Annotated in this window: 20 protein-coding genes; 8 read left to right on the top strand and 12 right to left on the bottom strand. The window is 61.4% G+C overall.

The annotated features are described in order from the left end of the window. Window positions 1-12 precede the first annotated feature (12 nt). Window positions 13-762, bottom strand: coding sequence for a ribonuclease T (locus R8L07_21275; GenBank protein MDW3208077.1), 750 nt, complete (start codon window positions 760-762; stop codon window positions 13-15). 283 nt (window positions 763-1045) lie between these two features. On the opposite strand from R8L07_21275, the gene R8L07_21270 reads away from it, so the two are divergent. The 4 genes from R8L07_21270 to R8L07_21255 all read left to right on the top strand — a co-directional run bounded on the left by R8L07_21270 (window position 1046) and on the right by R8L07_21255 (window position 5220). Beyond that, the gene (locus R8L07_21270) at window positions 1046-2320 is read left to right on the top strand and encodes an extracellular solute-binding protein (GenBank protein MDW3208076.1); all 1275 of its coding nucleotides are present in this window, start codon (window positions 1046-1048) and stop codon (window positions 2318-2320) included. A gap of 104 nt (window positions 2321-2424) precedes the next feature. Further along, window positions 2425-3303, top strand: coding sequence for an ABC transporter permease subunit (locus R8L07_21265; GenBank protein ID MDW3208075.1), 879 nt, complete (start codon window positions 2425-2427; stop codon window positions 3301-3303). Continuing rightward, the gene (gene ugpE / locus R8L07_21260) at window positions 3303-4145 is read left to right on the top strand and encodes a sn-glycerol-3-phosphate ABC transporter permease UgpE (GenBank protein ID MDW3208074.1); all 843 of its coding nucleotides are present in this window, start codon (window positions 3303-3305) and stop codon (window positions 4143-4145) included. Before R8L07_21265 ends, ugpE begins: the two co-directional genes overlap by 1 nt. Before the next feature lies 1 nt (window position 4146). After that, on the top strand, window positions 4147-5220 hold the full coding sequence (locus R8L07_21255) for a sn-glycerol-3-phosphate import ATP-binding protein UgpC (protein ID MDW3208073.1): 1074 nt from the start codon (window positions 4147-4149) through the stop codon (window positions 5218-5220). Window positions 5221-5224: 4 nt separating this feature from the next. Here R8L07_21255 and R8L07_21250 read toward each other — a convergent pair whose 3' ends face one another. Continuing rightward, a complete protein-coding gene (locus R8L07_21250; GenBank protein MDW3208072.1) occupies window positions 5225-5521 on the bottom strand; it encodes a DUF1330 domain-containing protein in 297 nt (98 codons plus the stop codon). 102 nt (window positions 5522-5623) lie between these two features. Between R8L07_21250 and R8L07_21245 the strand changes: the two genes are divergently transcribed. From R8L07_21245 to boxB, 3 genes are all read left to right on the top strand, one after another. Beyond that, window positions 5624-6532 (top strand): LysR family transcriptional regulator, encoded by a 909-nt coding sequence (locus R8L07_21245; protein ID MDW3208071.1) that lies wholly within the window; start codon window positions 5624-5626, stop codon window positions 6530-6532. Between the two features lie 130 nt (window positions 6533-6662). Further along, entirely contained in the window at window positions 6663-8321 is a 1659-nt protein-coding gene (boxC, locus tag R8L07_21240) for a 2,3-epoxybenzoyl-CoA dihydrolase (GenBank protein MDW3208070.1), read from the top strand. A gap of 31 nt (window positions 8322-8352) precedes the next feature. Next, entirely contained in the window at window positions 8353-9780 is a 1428-nt protein-coding gene (gene boxB / locus R8L07_21235) for a benzoyl-CoA 2,3-epoxidase subunit BoxB (GenBank protein MDW3208069.1), read from the top strand. A 99-nt stretch (window positions 9781-9879) separates the two neighbouring features. Here boxB and R8L07_21230 read toward each other — a convergent pair whose 3' ends face one another. Together R8L07_21230 and R8L07_21225 are read right to left on the bottom strand one after the other, a co-directional pair. Next, on the bottom strand, window positions 9880-10971 hold the full coding sequence (locus R8L07_21230; GenBank protein ID MDW3208068.1) for a putative zinc-binding metallopeptidase: 1092 nt from the start codon (window positions 10969-10971) through the stop codon (window positions 9880-9882). Between the two features lie 158 nt (window positions 10972-11129). Next, entirely contained in the window at window positions 11130-11996 is an 867-nt protein-coding gene (locus R8L07_21225) for a transglutaminase family protein (protein MDW3208067.1), read from the bottom strand. Window positions 11997-12191: 195 nt separating this feature from the next. On the opposite strand from R8L07_21225, the gene R8L07_21220 reads away from it, so the two are divergent. Beyond that, on the top strand, window positions 12192-12725 hold the full coding sequence (locus R8L07_21220) for a PAS domain-containing protein (GenBank protein ID MDW3208066.1): 534 nt from the start codon (window positions 12192-12194) through the stop codon (window positions 12723-12725). Between the two features lie 53 nt (window positions 12726-12778). On the opposite strand, the gene aat is transcribed toward R8L07_21220, so the two are convergent. The 8 genes from aat to paaK form a co-directional block, all read right to left on the bottom strand. Next, window positions 12779-13435, bottom strand: a complete 657-nt coding sequence (gene aat / locus R8L07_21215; GenBank protein ID MDW3208065.1) for a leucyl/phenylalanyl-tRNA--protein transferase — start codon at window positions 13433-13435, stop codon at window positions 12779-12781. Window positions 13436-13495: 60 nt separating this feature from the next. Continuing rightward, the gene (accC, locus tag R8L07_21210) at window positions 13496-14836 is read right to left on the bottom strand and encodes an acetyl-CoA carboxylase biotin carboxylase subunit (protein MDW3208064.1); all 1341 of its coding nucleotides are present in this window, start codon (window positions 14834-14836) and stop codon (window positions 13496-13498) included. A gap of 25 nt (window positions 14837-14861) precedes the next feature. Next, complete coding sequence (accB, locus tag R8L07_21205; GenBank protein ID MDW3208063.1) at window positions 14862-15314, bottom strand: acetyl-CoA carboxylase biotin carboxyl carrier protein; 453 nt, start codon at window positions 15312-15314, stop codon at window positions 14862-14864. A 79-nt stretch (window positions 15315-15393) separates the two neighbouring features. Next, window positions 15394-15843 (bottom strand): type II 3-dehydroquinate dehydratase, encoded by a 450-nt coding sequence (gene aroQ, locus R8L07_21200; protein ID MDW3208062.1) that lies wholly within the window; start codon window positions 15841-15843, stop codon window positions 15394-15396. A gap of 71 nt (window positions 15844-15914) precedes the next feature. Then, a complete protein-coding gene (locus R8L07_21195) occupies window positions 15915-16658 on the bottom strand; it encodes a class I SAM-dependent methyltransferase (protein ID MDW3208061.1) in 744 nt (247 codons plus the stop codon). After that, entirely contained in the window at window positions 16655-17500 is an 846-nt protein-coding gene (locus R8L07_21190) for a TauD/TfdA family dioxygenase (protein ID MDW3208060.1), read from the bottom strand. Before R8L07_21190 ends, R8L07_21195 begins: the two co-directional genes overlap by 4 nt. 118 nt (window positions 17501-17618) lie before the next feature. After that, on the bottom strand, window positions 17619-18497 hold the full coding sequence (gene paaX, locus R8L07_21185; protein MDW3208059.1) for a phenylacetic acid degradation operon negative regulatory protein PaaX: 879 nt from the start codon (window positions 18495-18497) through the stop codon (window positions 17619-17621). 9 nt (window positions 18498-18506) lie between these two features. Then, window positions 18507-19802, bottom strand: a complete 1296-nt coding sequence (gene paaK / locus R8L07_21180; protein ID MDW3208058.1) for a phenylacetate--CoA ligase PaaK — start codon at window positions 19800-19802, stop codon at window positions 18507-18509.

Below are 19802 nucleotides of genomic sequence, written 5' to 3'. Positions count from 1 at the left end.
GCGCCGGCGGGGTCAGCCGTTGAACCCCGCCGCGTCGACCTTGCCGGCCCTGCATCCGGGCCTGCCGGCAGGGGCAGCGGCGATCATTTCCGACAGGGTGTCTTCGCCGGGCTGACCGGTTAGCGCAATGCGCAGCTCAACGATCAGGGGCGCGGCGTCTGTGTTGCGGCAAACGATCTCGACGCGGGCCCCCGATCCCGGGCCAAAGGCCTCGTCGAACGCGGCTCGGATGGCATCGGATGTAAGGGTGCCGCCGATCGCATTCCGGAACATGTGCCGGACGGGGGACGCGTTCAGCGCCGCCAGCAGCGCAAGGGAATGGGCGAAATAACTCTTCGGGTCACGCGGGTGATAGCAGGTGCCGTGCTTGATCCATTCATGCCGGTCCAACCCGGATTGCGTGCCCGGCATTGCCTCTGCCAGCTGATCGCGCAGCGTTTGCGGGAGGGACGGCACCGGCAGGGCCATCCAGCCACCAGTCCGGTCCAGATCGACAATCTTTGGCGTAACGCCGCAATAGGTGTTGTCGCGCGGCTGCGGCCATAGGCCATGCAGCGTGAAATGCGTCGCATCGAACCGGGTATCCGTCTGGGTTCGGCATTCGGGAAGGTCCGGTTTCGTTTCGCAGAATCCGGGCTGCCACGATACGGCAAGCACGAGGTCCTGTTCTTTGGCATGGACGTCCCCGGCCGAACCCAGCGTCCAGAACAGGACGGCCAGCAGCAGGGACAGGATCAGGGACTTCTCACGGAAATTCGTCATGACATCCGTATGCTAGGCCCTTCGCACGATTGGTCCAGTGATAAGCCTGTGACGGTCGATGCTGCGACACGAAACTGCAACGCATCGATAAGTCCGCCGTAACAATCCCGACATAACGCTGTCTCACAGCGGCTGTAGACCTCGCGCTCATCCTGCGCGCCAAAGGTGGTGAAATCGCGCAGGCGGTCCGGAACACAGGGGCTGCCACCGATCCCAATCGAGTTCCTTTCGACATCTAGGGGAGAAAGTGCGGATGCGACGCAGCACTCTTTTCGCCGCGGCCATGGCGGCGGGCATGGGGTTCATGGGCACGGCCCAGGCGGAACCCACGGAAATCACCTTCTGGCACGCAATGGGCGGCCGACTGGGCGAAGTGGTCGACGAAATGACCGCTGAGTTCAATGCCAGCCAGAGCGACGTCAAGCTGACCTCAATCTACAAGGGCGGGTATGAGGACACGATGACGGCCGGTATCGCCGCCTTCCGGGCCGGCGAACATCCGCACATCATTCAGGTGTTCGATGCCGGTGCGGCGACGATCATAAACGCACCGGGCGCGGTTTATCCGGTGGCCGACCTGCTCAAGGAGCACGGTGTGGGCTTTGACGTTGAAGCCTATATCCCCGGCGTCCGTTATTTCTATGCCGACAGCGACGGCAAGATGATCGGCATGCCCTTCAACTCCTCGACGCCGCTTCTGTATTTCAACAAGGAGGCATTGGCGAAGGCGGGTGTCGAAGCGCCGAAGACCTGGGAAGACTTCGAGGCAATCGCACCGAAACTGGTCGAGGCCGGTTATGTGCCGCTGTCTCAGAGCCACAGCCCGTGGATCTTCTCGGAGAACTTCCATTCCCGGCATAATCTTCAGATGGCGACGGCCAATAACGGCTTCGATTCCACCGATGTCGACATCCTGTACAACAATGAGCACCTGAAAGGTCATTGGGCCAAGGTGAAGGGCTGGCTCGACAAGGGCTGGTACGGCTACTACGGCCGCGGCTGGGGCGAGAATCAGGACGCTTTCGTTCAAGGCAAGACGGCGATGTGGTTGGGGTCTTCGGGTTCCTTCGGCGGCCTGCGCAAGTCGGCTGAATTCGATTTCGGCACGACCTATCTGCCGTATTGGCAGTCGATCATCGAAGAGCCCAAGGGCACCTTCATCGGCGGTGCGGCGCTGTTCGCTTTCTCCGGCCATGACGACGACGAATACAAGGCGGTCGCCAAGTTCTTCGAATACATGACGAAGCCGGAAACCCAGTTCTTCTGGCACAAGGAAACCGGCTATGTGCCGATCACGACCGGTGCCTACGATCTGGCCAAGAAAGCCGGCTACTATAACGAGGCCCCGGATGCCGAGGTCGGCATTCTGCAGCTTTCCCAGCCGGGCGGCGAATGGACCAAGGGCTATCGCCTTGGCTACTACGTCCAGATCCGTGAGGTCATGTACAAGAATTACGAGCAGCTGCTGAACGGCGAGGCCTCGGTGGACGAAGCCTTCCAGGCTATCGAATCTGAGTCGAACGAACTGCTCGACCGGTTCCACGACACCTATAACTGATCCGGACGAACCCGCTCACCGGAGTTTTGCGGCGTGCCGGCTTGCCGGTGCGTCGCCTCCGGTGTGGCGGGATCGCAATGAAGGGCGGGGGCCATTCAGTCGTCATGAAGCGCGTACAGTTCGAACGATCGCCGATCCCCTATCTGTTTCTGCTGCCGCAGATCGGCATCATATTCGTTTTCTTCCTCTGGCCGGCGCTGCAGGCCGTCTATCAGTCCTTCCTGCTGGAAGATGCCTTCGGCCTGTCGAGCCAGTTTGTCTGGTTCCGGAACTATGAGGACATGGTTCTGGATCGGGACTGGGTGCGTTCGGCCGTCTTCACGCTGGTGTTTTCGGCCATCGTCGCCTTCGGGTCTCTGGGGGTCGCGCTGCTGTTGGCGGTGAAGGCGAACGAGGCCATACATGGCGCCACGACCTACAAGACATTGCTGATCTGGGCCTATGCCGTAGCCCCGGCCGTGGCGGGACTGATCGGACATGTCCTGTTCAATCCGCTGGTCGGCGACCTGCATTTCCTGCTGAACGGTCTGGGCTGGGATTTCGATCGCGGGACGGATGGGCTCGACGCGGCGTTCATGGTGTCGCTGATCGCGATCTGGAAACAGGTTTCCGTCAATTTCATCTTCTTCCTGGCAGGTCTGCAGAGCATTCCGAAATCGGTCCAGGAAGCGGCTGTCCTCGACTGCCGCAGCCCGGAAAAGCGGTTCTGGACCATAACCTTCCCACTTCTGGCGCCGACCACCTTCTTCCTGCTGGTGATCAACATCACCTACGCCTTCTTCGAGACCTTCGGGATCATTGATGTGACGACACGCGGCGGACCCGGCGGTGCCACGAATACGCTGGTCTACAAGGTCTACAAGGACGGTTTCCTGGGCGCCGATCTGGGCGGCAGTTCGGCACAGTCGGTGGTTCTGCTCCTGATGGTTCTGGCGCTGACCGTGTTCCAGTTCCGCTTCGTCGAACGGAAGGTCCACTACTGATGCTGCGCACCATCCTCACCCATCTGATCCTGATCGGGGGCGTCCTGTTTCTGGTCACCCCGCTCTGGGTCGCGCTGGCCAGTTCGACCCATGCGCCGGAGACGCTGATGCGCGATGGGCTGCAATTCTGGTTCGGCGACCGCTTTCTTGAGACCTACAAGAGCGTCCTGTTCGAAACCGGCGGCGTGACCAAGAGTTCGACCGCCGCTGGAATGCTGGTCAACAGCCTGATCCTCGGGCTGGGTTTCGCCATCGGCAAGATCGTGGTTTCCATGCTGGCCGCCTATGCCATCGTTTACTTCCGGTTCCCGCTGGCGCTGCCGATGTTCTGGATCATTTTTCTGACCCTGCTGCTGCCGCTGGAGGTCCGCATCGTCCCGTCCTACGAGGTCGTGGCGCAGCTCGGGCTCTTGAACACCTATACCGGCCTGATCGTGCCGCTGATCGCCTCCGCTACAGGGACGTTCTTCTTCCGGCAGTTTTTCAAGTCTGTACCCGACGAGTTGCTGGAGGCTGCCCGCATCGATGGGGCGGGACCGTTCCGGTTCTTCATCGACATCCTGCTGCCGCTGTCCAAAACGATGATCGCTGCGATCTTCATCATCATGTTTGTGGTTGGCTGGAACCAGTATCTCTGGCCCCTGATCATGACCACGGACGATCAGCTCTACACCATCGTCATCGGGATCAAGCAGGCCTTCCAGGTCGTCTACGAGGGTGGGGAGGTCCCGCAGTTCCAGGAAGCCTTTGCTCTTGCCGTGCTGGCAACGCTGCCGCCGGTCCTGGTTGTCCTGTTCTTTCAGCGCTGGTTCGTGCGCGGATTGTTGGAAAGTGAGAAGTGACATGGCCCAGATTTCCATCCGTTCCGTCGAAAAACGTTACGACAACGGCGCCCATGCGGTGCGCGGGGTGTCCATGGACGTGGAAGACGGTGAACTGGTCGTCCTGCTGGGCCCGTCGGGCTGCGGGAAGTCCACCTTGCTGCGCATGGTGGCGGGGCTGGAAGGCATCACCGAGGGTGAGATCGCCATCGACGGCAGGCGAATCAATGAGGTCTCACCGTCCGAGCGGGACGTCGCAATGGTGTTCCAAAACTATGCCTTGTATCCGCATATGTCCGTCTTCGACAATCTGGCATACGGGTTGAAGAACCGCGGTGTTGCAAAAGGGGAGATCCGTCGCCGCGTCGATGAGGCCGCCGCGATTCTGGAGATCGGTGACTATCTGGAGCGCAGGCCACGGCAACTCTCCGGGGGGCAGCGTCAGCGCGTCGCCATGGGACGTGCCATCGTGCGAGAGCCGAAGGCCTTCCTGTTCGATGAACCGCTGTCCAATCTGGACGCCAAGCTGCGCGTCCATATGCGCGTCGAGATCAAGCGCCTGCAGCAGCGCCTCGGTGTGACCAGTCTCTACGTCACCCATGATCAGGTCGAGGCAATGACCCTCGGCGACCGCCTGATCGTCCTGAACCAGGGGGTCGCTGAACAGATCGGCACGCCGCTGGAACTCTACGAACGCCCCGAGACGCTGTTTGTCGCCGGCTTTATCGGCACGCCGGCTATGAACCTGCTGCCGGGTCGACTTGAGAATGGCGGGCTTCATGTCGCCGGTGGCGGGCATGTAAGCCTGCCCGACACCATCACCGCCGCGGCGGGTGGTGCCGGTGTGACGCTTGGGCTGCGGCCCGAACATCTGACGATCGGAGGTGCCGGGCCGGTACAGATCGGCGCCCGGGTCGAACTGGTCGAGCATCTGGGCGCCGATATGCTGGTACATGCCCGGCTGTCGGAAGGGGGGCCGCTGCTTACCGCACGGTTGGCGGCAGGGGCTGCGATTCCTCCGGACGGTACTGTCCCGTTCAGCCTCCGCCCGGAGAACATTCGCTTGTTCGACAGCGACAGCGGCCGCCGGCTTTGAACGTCTATCCGCCGGCCGGGTCCATCAGATAGATCGTGGTGTCCGCGCCGCCGGTTCTGAGGGCGTGGATTTCCTTCAACGCCGGATCGCCATGCCAGGCCCGTACCGCCTCGGCATCGGGAAAGGCCAGCAGGACCATGGCGGCCGGTTGCGGCAGAGACCCTTCAAGCAGTTGGGGGTTGGGGGCCTTCACGGCGACCGAACCGCCATGTTTGGCAAGCGCGGTTGCGGCGGCTTCCTGATAGCGCTTGAAGGTTTCCGGGTCGGTCGGCGTTACATGGGCGAGGGCGTATACGGTCATTGTCTGCACTCCGGTATCTGTTGGGGTGCCGTGAGGGTGCGACAGGTCGTGGCGTGAGAAAATTCTCAAAATCTGTCGCACAGTTGTGCAAAAATGCACAGCATGACGGATTGGGATGACCTGCGGATCGTGTTGGCGGTGTCGCGTGCCGGTGGCTTGAGCGCCGCTGCGCGTTTGCTGGGCGTGAACCATGCCACGATTTCACGACGGGTGGCCAAGCTGGAAGACGGTCTCGGCGTGCAGCTTTTCATGCGGCAGCCGGACGGCCTTGTGCCGACGGAAGCGGGACAGCGCGTGGCCGCAACCGCCGAGGCCATGGAAGATGCGCGGCGCGAGTTGGACCAGGCCCTGGAAACCCGCGACCGTGATCTTTCCGGCAGACTGGTCGTGACGGCGCCTCTGCTGGTGCTTGTCGGCCCTTTCGCACGGGTGTTTGCTTCCTTCAGGACGCGCTTTCCCGACATTGAACTCGATTTCGTGACCGGTACCGGCCTGTTGGACCTGCATCGCAGAGAGGCCGATGTCGCCATCCGTGCGGTCGACGCGCCCGAGGAGGATCTGTGGGGGCGTCGACTGACCGAGGTCAGGGCGGCAATATATTGCACATCGGACTATCATGAGAGGGCGCACGTTCTGGTGCAGCGGGACGGCCCGCTGGCACCGTTGGAATGGATCGGCTTCATCGGACAGGCGCACCCTCCCGAAGAAATCATCAACAGGTTTCCGAATGCGTTCATTGCGGCGCGTTTCAACGACAAGCCCGCGATGATCGGTGCCGCGCGCGCGGGCATGGGATTGGTGAGATTGCCTTGCTTTATCGGCGATTTGGAGCCCGGCCTCATGCGCTTTCCGGATCTGCCTCTGCACCGCTACGCCGATATCTGGGCGCTGACCCACCCGTCGTTGAAACGGGTCGAACGGGTCCGCCGCTTCATCCAGGAATGCGCAGCTGAAGCCAGGCGAATGAGACCCCTGTTCCTCGGCGAGGGCACCAGAGGTGGTGAAGAGTAAAGGCGAGAACAGGCATTATAGTTCCTTGTCAAATTCTGGAATTGCATTATAGTGCATGTTCAGAAACAGAACGTACTCGGCGTTATCCCTGCTTGTGGGCGTCGTGTGCCGATTGGGAAGGGACAACATCATGGCTTACGACAATCTCATCACCTATGACCGCGATCCGGAGAGTTACAGACATTGGTCTCTGGATGTGGACGGCGAGATCGCGACCCTGACCCTGACCGTCGATGAGGACGGGGGGATCCGACCGGGTTATCAGCTGAAACTGAACTCCTACGACCTGGGCGTCGATATGGAACTGCACGATGCCCTGCAGCGCATCCGTTTCGAGCATCCGTCTGTGAAGTCCGTCATCCTGACATCCGGTCTGGACCGCATGTTCTGTGCTGGCGCGAACATTTACATGCTGGGTACGTCGTCCCATGGCTGGAAGGTGAACTTCTGTAAGTTCACGAACGAGACCCGGAATTCGATGGAAGACAGCTCCAAGCACTCGGGGCTGAAGTTTATCGCCGGCTGCAATGGCGTGACTGCCGGTGGTGGGTACGAAATGGCCCTGGCATGCGACGAAATCTTCCTGATCGATGATCGATCCAGCGCGGTCAGCCTGCCGGAAGTACCTCTGCTGGGCGTTCTGCCGGGCACGGGCGGTCTGACGCGCCTGACCGACAAGCGCAAGATGCGTCGTGATCTGGCGGATGTCTTCTGTACGTCGACTGAGGGTGTGCGCGGTCAGCGCGCCAAGGAATGGCGCCTCGTCGATCATATCGCGCCGAAGCAGGTTTTCATGGAAAAGGTCCGTGAACGCGCGGCCGAGCTTGCAAAGGAAAGCAAGCGCCCGGACGCGGCCGAGGGCGTGAAGATGACGCCGGTCAAGCGCGAAATCCGTGACGACGGCTACAGCTATCCGAATGTCGATGTGACGCTGGACGGGGATGGCCGCAAGGTAACAATCACCGTGAAGGCGCCGACGACAACTGTCCCCGCCGACATCGATACGATCCTGAAGCAGGGCATGGACTGGTGGCCGCTGGCCATGGCGCGGGAACTGGACGACGCCATCCTGATGCTGCGTACAAATCATGAGGAAGTCGGTCTTTGGGAGTTGAAGACGCAGGGTGACGCCGCGCGCGTGCTCGAAGCCGATGCTGCCGTCCTGAAGAATAAGGACAACTGGTTCGTGACCGAAGTGCTGGGCATGATGCGCCGCACCTTCGCGCGGCTGGACGTCACGTCCCGCAGCATGTTTGCGATCATCGACGAAGGCAGCTGCTTCGCGGGCAGCCTGTTGGAACTCGCCTTCTGTGCGGATCGTTCCTACATGCTGGACCTGCCGGATGACGAAGAGAATGCGCCGGCGATCATTCTGGGCGACATGAACTTCGGCCCGCTGGAAGAAGTCAATGGCCTGACCCGGCTGCAAACCCGTTTCCTGGCGGAAGAAAACATTCATGAGCAGCTGATGAAGCGCAAGGGCGAGCCGCTGGTCGGCCCGGTCGCCGAGGAAATCGGCCTTGTCACCTTTGCCCCGGACGACCTGGACTGGGACGACGAGTTGCGCATCGCCATTGAGGAACGTGCGTCGCTGTCCCCGGACGCGCTTACGGGCATGGAAGCGAACCTGCGCTTCGGTGGCCAAGAGACCATGCTGACAAAGGTCTTCGGCCGGTTGTCTGCATGGCAGAACTGGATCTTCATCCGCCCGAACGCCGTCGGCGAAAAGGGTGCGCTGAAACTCTTCGGAACCGGCTCCAAGGCCGATTTCGACTGGAAACGCGTCTGAGCCTAGACCGAAGAAAGAGGGAGCCCGAGAGATGGCCGCTATCGATTACCAAGAGCGTATTCCCAACAATGTCGACCTGAACAATGACCGGCGCCTGCAGCGCGCGCTGGAACATTGGCAACCGAAATTCCTGAACTGGTGGCAGGATCTGGGACCTGAAGGTTTCATGAGCCACGACGTCTACCTGCGCACGGCCGTGTCCGTCGATGCCAAGGGCTGGGCTCATTTCGGCCACGTGAAGATGCCGGAATATCGCTGGGGCATTTTCCTGGCAGATCGAGAGATGGACCGGACGATCGGTTTCGGTGACGAGTTCGGCAAGCCGGTCTGGCAGGAAGTTCCCGGAGAGCATCGCGCCGTGCTGCGTAACCTGATTTCCACCCAGGGCGATACCGAACCCGCGTCGGTCGAGCAGCAGCGCCTGCTGGGCCAGACCTGTCCGTCCCTCTATGACCTGCGCAACCTGTTCCAGGTCAATGTGGAGGAGGGGCGTCACCTCTGGGCCATGGTGTATCTGCTGCACGCATATTTCGGCCGGGATGGCCGCGAAGAAGCAGAAGAACTGCTGATGCGTCATTCTGGCGATGTCGACAATCCGCGCATCCTCAGCACGTTCAACGAGCCCATCGACGATTGGCTGAGCTTCTTCATGTTCACCTATTTCACCGACCGGGACGGCAAGTTCCAGCTGAAATGCCTGGCCGAGAGCTCTTTCGATCCGCTGGCACGTACCTGTCAGTTCATGCTGACCGAGGAAGCCCACCACATGTTCGTCGGCGAGACGGGTATCGGTCGCATCATCAAGCGGGCGCTGGAAGTCATGAAGGAAACCGGCAGCGACGATCCGGAAGTGATCCGCAAGGCCGGCGCGATCGACCTGCAGCTCCTGCAGCGCTACGTGAACTTCTGGTTCTCGTCATGCCTGGACCTGTTCGGTTCCGAAAAGTCGTCCAATGCGGCGAGCTATTTCGCGAGCGGTGTCAAGGGACGGCCCGACGAGGCGCGGTTCGAAGATCACATCTGCCGCGACACGACTTTCGATCTGGATGTGCCGGACGAAAACGGCAGGGCGGTGACGGAAAGCATCCCGATGCGCAACGCCATGAACGAAGTCGTCCGTCAGGCCTATATCAAGGACTGCATGGTCGGTCTGACCCGCTGGAACCGCCTGATCAAGAAGGCTGGGTTCGACTTCGAGATTACACTGCCGAGCGAGCGGTTCCGCCGTTCCATCGGGCCGTGGGCGAACATGACCATGGACCCGACCGGCAAGCAGATCTCGCCGGAAGAGTTCGAACAGCGCAAGACCGAGTTCCTGCCGTCGGAAGAGGATCGGGCCTATGTGAAGAGCCTGATGAAGCCGGTCATGGAGCCGGGCAAGGTGGCGGCGTGGATTGCCCCGCCGGACCGCGGCATCAACAACCAGCCGGTGGATTACGAATACGTCCGCGTACACTGATCCCTGATACGAGTTCCCGTTACGGAAAGCCCCGCCCACTGGCGGGGCTTTCTGCGTTTGCGGGAAGGGCCGGTGTTACTGGCGCACCAGGCGTTACTCTTACCCCGCTGCCTGGGCCGCCACCGCCTCCTGTGAAGCATTGGCTGCCGCTTTCGTGATCGTGTCCCGAACGAACCGGACTTTTTCGACAACGTCCGGGACAACCAGTTCCGGTACGAAATCGATCAGGCCCATGCCTCTGTTCAACTCATTCAGAAGTATCCCCAGCCTTGCATAGGCGTCGAGAAGATCGTCGACATTGTCCGGCACGTCGAGGGTCATCAGTCCCGATGCGCTGGCGGTCTCCATCACGTCGACGACGTCGAGATAGAAGGCGAAAGTCTCGGCCCAATCTTCCCAGGGATGCATGGTCGCGTAGGCGCTGATGAAGGAATCCTGCCAGTCCGCCGGCGGTCCTTCCGCGTAGTGCCGTTCCAGGGCTTCCCCATAGGTCGGGTTCTCGGGATCGCCGAACAGGTCCTTGAACGCGGCAAGCGCCGGCGGGTCGCCCTCGATCAGAAGATCCCAATAGTAGTGGCCGATCTCATGCCGGAAATGGCCGATTACGGTCCGGTGCGCCTCGCCCAGATCCACACGCATCTTTTCACGTTCAACCGCGTCCGCCTCACGGATATTGATCGTGATTTTCCCGTCCGCGTGACCGGTGAAAACACGTTCATTCTTGCCAACCGTGCGCCAGAGACTTTTCGGGGCGATACTATCCCCCTTGAAGTCAAAGGAAAGTCCGGGTGAAAAACCGTCGGCACGCGCACCATGCGGCAGACCCAACCCGTCCAGGCCGTGAATGAGGCGTCGCTTCGCCTGCTCCAGCAGAAGCCAATGTTCGTGATTTCCCGGAACGGAGAGATCGGGGATCGTGTCATTGTACCGGCAGCAATCGCATAACCCCCCGCTCGTCATGCCGGTTTCGGGATCGACGGGCAGGTTTCGATTACAGACGTCGAACTCAACCCGGTTTGAACATTTGGCGACCGGACGCTCGCACCGCACGCACTGCATGCCGTCGGCGAATTCCTCCATTGCCGTCATTGTCTGGCAATACGGACACCAGCCCACCTCCCGCTCGCAGGCCAGACACTCGGTGTTTTCGAAGAACAGGCGATTGCCGCAGTCACAGGAAAATCGTTGCATTTCTGGTTCTCCATGAACCGATGAAACACCGGGGTTGCTGCCTGATCGGATACCGGCCACCCGCCGGACACCATCGCTTTCGGTGAAGCCGGTCGATCAACAAAATCAGCATATGTCCGAAGTTGTCGCTTTGCACTCGAAAGAGCGATGGTCCGGCCCTATCGGCGGCCGTATAGTGCCCGACGCGCCCCGTCTTCTGAGGATGGCGTCTCCGGCGTATGTTGGGCCTCGTCCGTCCATACATGCCATTCGACGAGCTTGTGCGGCCCAAAGGTGGTCAGCATGGCGCAGTCGGCAGCGTCGCGTCCCCGTGCCATCAGAATGCGCCCGCGCCGCCGGACATTGAAACGGGCGTCGAATGTGTACCAGGCGCCGCCGAGAAACACTTCGAACCAGGCCGAGACGTCCATTGGAAATGGCTCGGGTTCAATATCGATGTCCCCCAGATAGCCGGTGCCGTAGCGGGCGGGAATGTTGAGGGCGCGACAGAAGGTGATCGCGAGATGTGCAAAATCCCGACACACACCGGCGCGGCGCTCAAACACTTCCGCAGCCGACATGTTGGGTCTGGAATGGGAATACCCGAAGGTAATGTTGTTGTGGACCCAGTCGCAGACGGCCTGGACCCTTGGCCAGCCGGGCGCAGTATCGCCGAAGAGGGTCCATGCATGGTCCATCAGTCGATCCACTTCGCAGTACCGGCTGCCGAGCAAGAACCGAAGTGTTTTCACAGGCAGGCTTTCGACGGGAAGCTGCGTGGCGTCGGGGACCAGAGGGTCCGGCTCAAACGGGTCGTTCACGATCGTGTTGGCGCTCAGTCGAAGATCGCCGACGGGCGCGATGCCGCGAACGCACCGGTTACCGAAATGGTCCAGAAAAGGTTCCAGCGGTATCGCGGGTTGGGCCGTAACATCGTCCGGTTGGCACAGGGCGTCCGCCCGGTCCGGATGAACCTGCAGCATTGCCATGAAAGGCGCCGGTTGGGTGCAGGCCACGACAATCTCACACCCGGTAGAGATGAACATGATCTCACTGGTCCAGAACGGTTGATGGAGCCGTTATCATACCCGTCGGATCGATGTGTCGCCTAGGGGGCATCGAGAAAGGGGCACGACGCTTTTCCGAGAGAAGCGATGGTGTGGCGCGTCCAATGCTGTAGAAGAGAACCCTTCCGCTCGACGACACATGGGTGCATGCTGACCTTGAAAGTCAGGTGATGCATGCCGTTTCGGAACACTCCCACAGCGCGGCTCTTGCAGTCCTTTCTGGAGTTCTGGCGGCGTTGTGGCGCCGGCGGAATCCCTACCAAAGCCGCGTTGGATCCCATTGGCCTCGCCCGCGGTGGGTTTATGCCGCATATCTGGCTCGTGGAACGCGTGGGGGAAGACAGGTTCGTATACCGGATTGCCGGTGAACGAATTATCGAGGTCTTAGGCTTCTATCCGCGTGGCAAAGAGCTGCACGACCTGTTTCCGGGCCCCGTGGCACAGGAACTGACAGCGCGCTGGTCGAAGCTTCTGGATGAAAGGCTGGGCTACCACAATCACGGAAAAATTGTGGCGCCGGACGGCGGCGTCTTCATCGGGGAGCGCCTCGGGCTTCCTTTGCTGGACAGCGCCGGTGAGCCCCGCTTTGTCGTCGGCGTGACACAGTATCTGGTGCGGAACCGCCTGCCTGAAAAACGACCGGAAATTACCATCCGTTCGGAGCCGTCGGAGTTACTGACGGTCGACGATCTGCTTTCCGGAGACTGACACCGGTCCAGGCGCCCGCTGATATCCCTTCAGGAGGTGCCGGAATGACGCGGCTACGTCTCAGACGGCAGGCCGTCCAGATACTTGAGCGCTTCGCCGTCCGCATAGCCGTGGAAGAAATCGGCCTCGTGGTTCAGGGCGTCGGCCAGCAGGGCACGGTACTCGCTGCGTGGGACCTCTTTGGCGCCGAATTTCTGCAGATGCTTTGTGACAAATTGTGTGTCCAGCAGGCGGAAACCGGCAAAGGTCAGGCGCGCAACAAGATGGGCAAGGGCGAGCTTGCTCGCATCCCGCTCGCGCGAGAACATGCTTTCCCCGAAAAAGGCGCTGCCCAAGGTGACGCCATAAAGGCCGCCGACCAGGCGGTCGCCGTCCCACACTTCAACCGAATGGGCGTGGTTCATGCGGTGGAGCGCCGTATAGAGCGTCAGGATCTTGTCGTTGATCCAGGTGCGCGGACGACGTTCCGTCGATTCCGCGCAGCCATCCATGATGCCCTCGAAATCACGATCGAATGTGACCCGGAACCGGTTTGAGCGGATCGTCTTGCGCAGTCGCCGCGGGATATGGAAACCATCGAGGGGGATCACACCCCGGATACGGGGGTCGATCCAGAACAGGTCCGGATCATCCCGGTCCTCGGCCATCGGGAAAACGCCGATCGCATAGGCCCGCAACAGCATGTCCGGCGTGAGATCAAGCGGTTCCATTATGCCTCGGCAACAAGGGCGTCTCCACGTTGCGGCCGATGACGGTGCTCTGCCCTCGGCCTATTTCAGGCCCATCCACTTTTCCAGCCAGTGGATGTCATAGTTTCCGTCGATAAACGGTCGCTCCGCAATGATTTTCTGATGCAGCGGTATCGTGGTCTGTATGCCGCCGATGACATATTCGTCCAGGGCACGACGTAGACGCATCAGGCATTCGTTGCGGTTGGCGCCGTGCACGACAAGCTTCGATACAAGGCTGTCGTAATACGGCGGCACGCGGTAACCGGAGTAAAGCTGGCTGTCCACGCGGACACCCAGGCCACCCGGCGCGTGATAGTCGGTGATCCGGCCCGGGGTCGGCATGAAGGTTTCCGGGTGCTCCGCCGTCACGCGGCATTCGATGGCATGTCCGGCGATCTCGATATCGCTCTGCTTGAACGCCAGCGGCATTCCGGCAGCGACCTTGATCTGCTCCCGCACGAGGTCGATGCCGCAGACCATTTCCGAAATCGGGTGTTCGACCTGCAGTCGGGTATTCATCTCGATGAAGAAGAACTCGCCGTCCTCGTAGAGGAACTCGATCGTGCCCGCACCGCGATAGCCCATCTCTCCGATGGCCTTGTTGACCGTGTCGCCGATGCTCTTGCGCTGGGATGCGTTGAGCGCCGGGGAAGGGGCTTCCTCGATCACTTTCTGGTGCCGGCGCTGGATCGAACAGTCGCGTTCGCCCAGGTTCACGCAATTGCCCTGGCCGTCACCAAGCACCTGCACCTCAATATGCCGGGGGCGGCTGAGATATCGCTCCATATAGACCGTGTCGTCGCCAAAGGCCGCTTTGGCCTCGGTTCGACAAATGGCCCAGGCCTGAGCGACATCGGCCATCTTGGACGCAACCTTCATGCCGCGCCCGCCGCCGCCGGCGGCCGCCTTGATGATCAGCGGGAACCCGATCTCTTCGGCCAGCTTCAGGGCCTCTTCCTCGGTGTCGACCGAGCCGTCGGACCCGGGAACGACGGGGATGCCCAGCCGCTTGGCCTCATCCTTGGCCGCCACCTTGTCGCCCATGACGCGCATATGTTCAGGCGTCGGGCCGATGAAGGTGATGCCGTGATCCTCGACCATTTCGGCGAACCGGGCGTTTTCCGACAGAAAGCCGACACCGGGATGGATCGCGTCCGCGCGGGTCAGCGTCGCCGCGGTCAGGATCGCCGGAATATTCAGATAGCTGTCCTTCGGGGCGGGCGGACCGATGCAGATCGCCTCATCCGCCAGCCGAACATGCATGGCATCGGCGTCCGCCGTCGAATGGATGGCGACGGTCTGGATGCCCATTTCCTTGCACGCGCGGTGAATGCGAAGGGCGATTTCGCCGCGGTTGGCGATCAGGACTTTTTCAAACATGGCCGTCAGATCCCGCTTTCGCGTGTCATTCGATGATGACCAGCGGTTCACCGAATTCGACGGGGTGACCGTCGGCGACAAGGATTTGCGTGACCTTGCCGGCTTTCGGCGCCGGAATCTGGTTCATGACCTTCATGGCCTCGATGATCAGCAGTGTCTGGCCTTCGGTGACCTGGCTGCCGACCGAGATGAAGTTGGCCGCGCCAGGTTGCGGTGCCATGTAAACGGTGCCGACCATGGGCGAGGTGACTGCGCCCGGATGGCTGGCCGCGTCGGAGGCCGCCGGGGCATCGCCGGCTGTCGGGGGCGCGCCCGCAGGCGGGGCATAGGCCGGCGCCGCTGCATAGACCGCACCGCCGCCGCGTTGCAGACGCAGCTTGTTCTCGTCCTCTTCGACGACCAGCTCGGTCAGGCCCTTGTCTTCCATGAGATCAGCCAGCTTGCCGATCAGTTCGATATCGACGTCGAGTTTCGCCATAAGGCCAACCCACCCCTTATTCGTGATGTCCGTTGGCCCCCTTGTACAGGGGTTCGCACGGACAGAAAAGACGCCAGACCTAACGATCGCCGCTCAATATCTCGGCCATCGCCTCCAGCGCCAGTCGGTATCCGGTCGTCCCCAGCCCGCAGATCATGCCGACGGCGATCGGCGCAATCAGGCTGGTGTGCCGAAAGCTTTCGCGCGCGTGGATGTTGGAGATATGCACCTCCACCACCGGCAGTTCCGCCGCTGACAGCGCATCGCGCAGCGCAACGGATGTATGGGTGAGCCCGCCGGCGTTTATGATGATACCGGCATGGCCTTCCCGCGCTTCGTGACACCAGTCGATCAGATTGCCTTCATGGTTCGATTGCCGGCAATCCGCAGCCAGCCCCAGGGTCGACGCGGCGTCTACGCACATCGCCTCGACATCGGCCAGCGTGGTCGCGCCATAGATGGACGGTTCACGCTTGCCTAACATGTTCAGGTTCGGCCCATTCAGGACCATGACGCGGCGATCAGCCATGGGACTGCTGTTTCCTTAAGAATTGCAACGCGATAGCGCGAGAGACTAGCCGAATCCGCGGAAGGCGACAACTACGCCGGACGCGCGATGACGATGATTTCGCGCTCGTTTTCGTCCAGGGGGCGGCGATCCCAGAAACCAAACAGTTCCGGATCGGCAAATTCGCAATCCCCCAGCATCCGGACGAGGTCCGGCACCTCGACATAGTTCAAGGTTCCGATTCCCGTATGCCGGCTGCCATCAGGAAATGCGAAATGGGTTTCGTAGGTGACGCGGTTGCGCGACCCGCTGACGACCCGGTTGTGAACCGTGACCGGGCCGACATTCGGCACATCCACTGTCTCCAAACTCTCTTCCGGATTCCAACTGCGCCAGCTTTCGAAGGCCGGATTGCGGGTTTCAAAGGCCAGAGCGCCGCCCGTTGCCAGATGTCGCCGAAAGGTCCGAAGGACTTTCAATATGGACGCTTCATCCAGAAAGACCTGAAAGGCGTGGCCGGACAGGACGATCCAGTCGAACCGTGCTTCCAGATCCAGGTTCTGTGCCTCAGCCTGAACCCATGTCACCCGATCGCCGAACGGCTTGGATCGCGCGATGTCCAGCATGGCTGCCGCCGGGTCGGCGCCCGTGACCTCATGCCCGCGCCGCGCCAGTTCGACGGCCAGCGTTCCGGTGCCGCAGCCGACATCCAGCACGCGACACGGTTTGGTTCCGATCAGACCTGCATAGAAATCCTGATCCTCGCGCCAGGGGTTCAGGGAATCGTATACCTGCGCCATGCGCGGGTCGGTATAGGATGGGTCGGGGCCGCTCATTCCGGGCGCTCTCCTGCAAAGGTCGTTCGGTACATGAGGCGCCGATGGCCGTCATAATCATTGATTGCGTAATGCAGGGTCATCCGGTTGTCCCAGATGCACAGGTCCCCCGGACGCCAGCGGTGCCGCATGGTGAAGTCGGGTCGCAGGCAATGCTTCAGCAATCGTGCCAGAACGTCCCGGCTTTCGTCTTCGGGCAGACCTTCGACCGCCACCGTATAGGTCGGGTTCACGAACAGTGCCTTGCGTCCACTTTCCGGGTGGGTCCGCACGATGGGATGCAGTCGGGGACGGTCCGCGTTTTCGTCACCCCGTCTCATCCGGATACTTCTGGAAACGGCTATGTCGCTGGGCGGGGCGTGTTTCTTGCCGTAAGGCGCGCCCAGATGGACGGCCTTGCGATGTTGGACGATCGCCTTCAGGTCACCCGGCAACCGTTCATAGGCGGCCACCTGACTGGACCACAATGTGTCACCGCCATAGGGCGGTACCTCGACGGATTGCAGCAGCGACCCGCCGGGTGGTGCTTCCAGGAAGCTGAAGTCGGAATGCCAGTCTCCGCCGAAAACCTCGATGTTGCATTCGTCGGCCTCCTTCAGAACCGCAATGACCTCGGGATCCTGGGCCGATCCCTCGACATAGGGTACCTTCAGAACCTCACCGAAGATTTGCGTCGCCTGTTTCAAGGCCGGCATTTCCAATGCCTGTCCGGGCAGGACCAGAACCAGATGACGGCCCAGCAAGTCCCGCAGCGCCTTTGCCTCGTTGCCGGCGATCGGTGCCGACAGGTCGATACCGGTGACTTCCGCGCCGAGATACCCTGCAATCGGGTCAACTTTCATGGAACCGGTTCCTTTCGGACCGGGACCTTAGTGCGAAATGCCGATGGGCGGCAATGCCGGTCGATTCAGCCAGTTTCAATGTGCAAAGATGAGACCGGCAGGGCAGGGGAAAGTCGCCCTATTTGAAGCGCGGCATGGCAAGTCCATTCGCGGCTTCTTCCGCCAGGACCCTTTTCAGATGCGATTGGGACGCGGGCTGGAGCGCGCGATACAGATCGCGGGCGAGGCTCCGTGCCGCATGACCAGGCCATCGTTCCGGCAGAAGCATGTCCGGCAGCGCAGGATCGCGCAGCAGGGCCCGGCGATAGGCATGGATCAGCAGGGTGCGCGCAACGAAGGCATCTTCCGGCCCGAGATGAGGCGCATCGCTGCGCAGCCGTTCGAAAAGGCTGAGGAACTCGGAATAGTCGGCCGCAATTTCCTCCAGAGGCCAGGCCTTTGCCGCCAGCCCGGGAAGCGCTCCATCGGACCGGGACTCGGCGGCAAAGACGACGCAATCCTCGGTGCTCTCCAGTTCTGAAAGCACGGTATTGACCTGATCTGCCGCATCGCCCCGCGCCGTCCCCAGCAGTCCGGGCGCCAGACGCGCGAAACCCAGCCATCCCAGTTCCCGGGAAAGAGCATCCCGCTCCGCTGCCGACAAGGCGTCGGGCATCGCGATCAGGGTCCATTTGCCGTCCCGCTGCGGCGGTTCCGAGGCATAGATGCGTGCCTGGGCGGAATCGAACTGCCGTCGGCCGATGCGGGTCAGGGTGTATCGACTGCGTCGGCCGACACGCTCCGCTTCCAGAATACCGTCCTGGACCAACCGGAACACCGCCGTACGAGTCACGCGCTCGTTCAAACCCAGCGGCGCCACGAGGTCGATCAGCGCGCCCAGCCAGCAGCCGCCGCCAAAGGGCAGGACGGAATCGCCATAAACCGTAACGATCAGCGATTTCGCGCGCGGTCTGTCCGGCGAAAGCAGTTGCAGAAAGGCACAGGCGGCGGAGGACATCGGGCTGGATCAGGCCTTCCGCAGATCGACAACCCGTTTCGCCTTGCCGATGGAACGCTCGACCGCACCTTCGTCCAGCACGTTCACGGCCGCCGAAACGCCGATATAGGACTTCACCAGATGGGCGAGGTCCCTGGCGGCCGTGGCGCGGCTGTCCGCGTCGCTGCCGGGTTTTCCTTCGACATTGATCGTCAGGGTGTCCATCGAACCGTCCTTGCCGATTTCCAACTGGTAATGTGGCGCCAGCCGGGAATCCTTGAGGATCAGTTCCTCGATCTGGGTCGGGAAGACATTGACGCCGCGGATGATCAACATGTCGTCGCTGCGGCCGGTGACCTTCTCCATGCGGCGCATCGACCGGGCCGTGCCTGGCATCAGCCGTGTCAGGTCACGCGTGCGATAGCGGATGATCGGCAGCGCCTCCTTGGTCAGGCTGGTGAAGACCAGTTCGCCGAACTCTCCATCGGGCAGCACTTCGCCGGACTCCGGATCGATAATTTCCGGATAGAAATGGTCTTCCCAAACATGCAGACCGTCCTTCGTCTCGACGCATTCATTGGCGACGCCGGGGCCGATCACCTCGGACAGACCGTAGATGTCGACGGCGGACAATCCGGTTCGCGCCTCGATCGATGTCCGCATCTCGTTGGTCCAGGGTTCCGCCCCGAAGATCCCATAGCGGATGCTGCACTTGTCCTTCGTCAGGCCCTGACGGTCCATCTCGTCTGCCAGCGCCAGCATGTAGGACGGCGTTACCATGATGACGTCCGGTTCGAAATCGGCGATCAGCTGAACCTGCTTCTCGGTTTGGCCACCCGACATCGGGATCACCATCGCACCCAGGCGTTCGGCCCCGTAATGCGCGCCCAGGCCGCCGGTGAACAGGCCGTAGCCGTAGGCAATGTGGACCTTCATTCCGGGTCGGGCCCCGGCGGCGTACATCGACCGTGCCATGACATCCGCCCACATGGAGACGTCATTGGCGGTATAGCCGACGACCGTCGGCTTTCCGGTCGTGCCTGAAGACGCATGAATCCGCGCCAGTTCACTGGTCGGATGGGCGAACATGCCGAACGGATAATTGGCCCGCAGATCGTCCTTCACCAGGAAGGGGAACTTTGACAGATCGGACAGATCCTGAAGGTCGTCCGGATGAACGCCGGCCGCATCGAAGCTCTCCTTGTAGTGGCGGATCTTCGAATAGGCGTGGTTCAGGGTCGCCCGCAGCCGCTCCAGCTGCAGGGACCGGATCTCGTCGATACTTGCGGTTTCGATCGGGTGAAGGCCCGGAATCCGTTCGTTCAT

Source organism: Alphaproteobacteria bacterium (assembly GCA_033344895.1).
Lineage (GTDB): Bacteria > Pseudomonadota > Alphaproteobacteria > UBA8366 > Aestuariispiraceae > Pacificispira.
The sequence above is the reverse complement of the archived record's forward strand: the minus strand, read 5'-3'. Positions and strand labels throughout refer to the sequence as shown.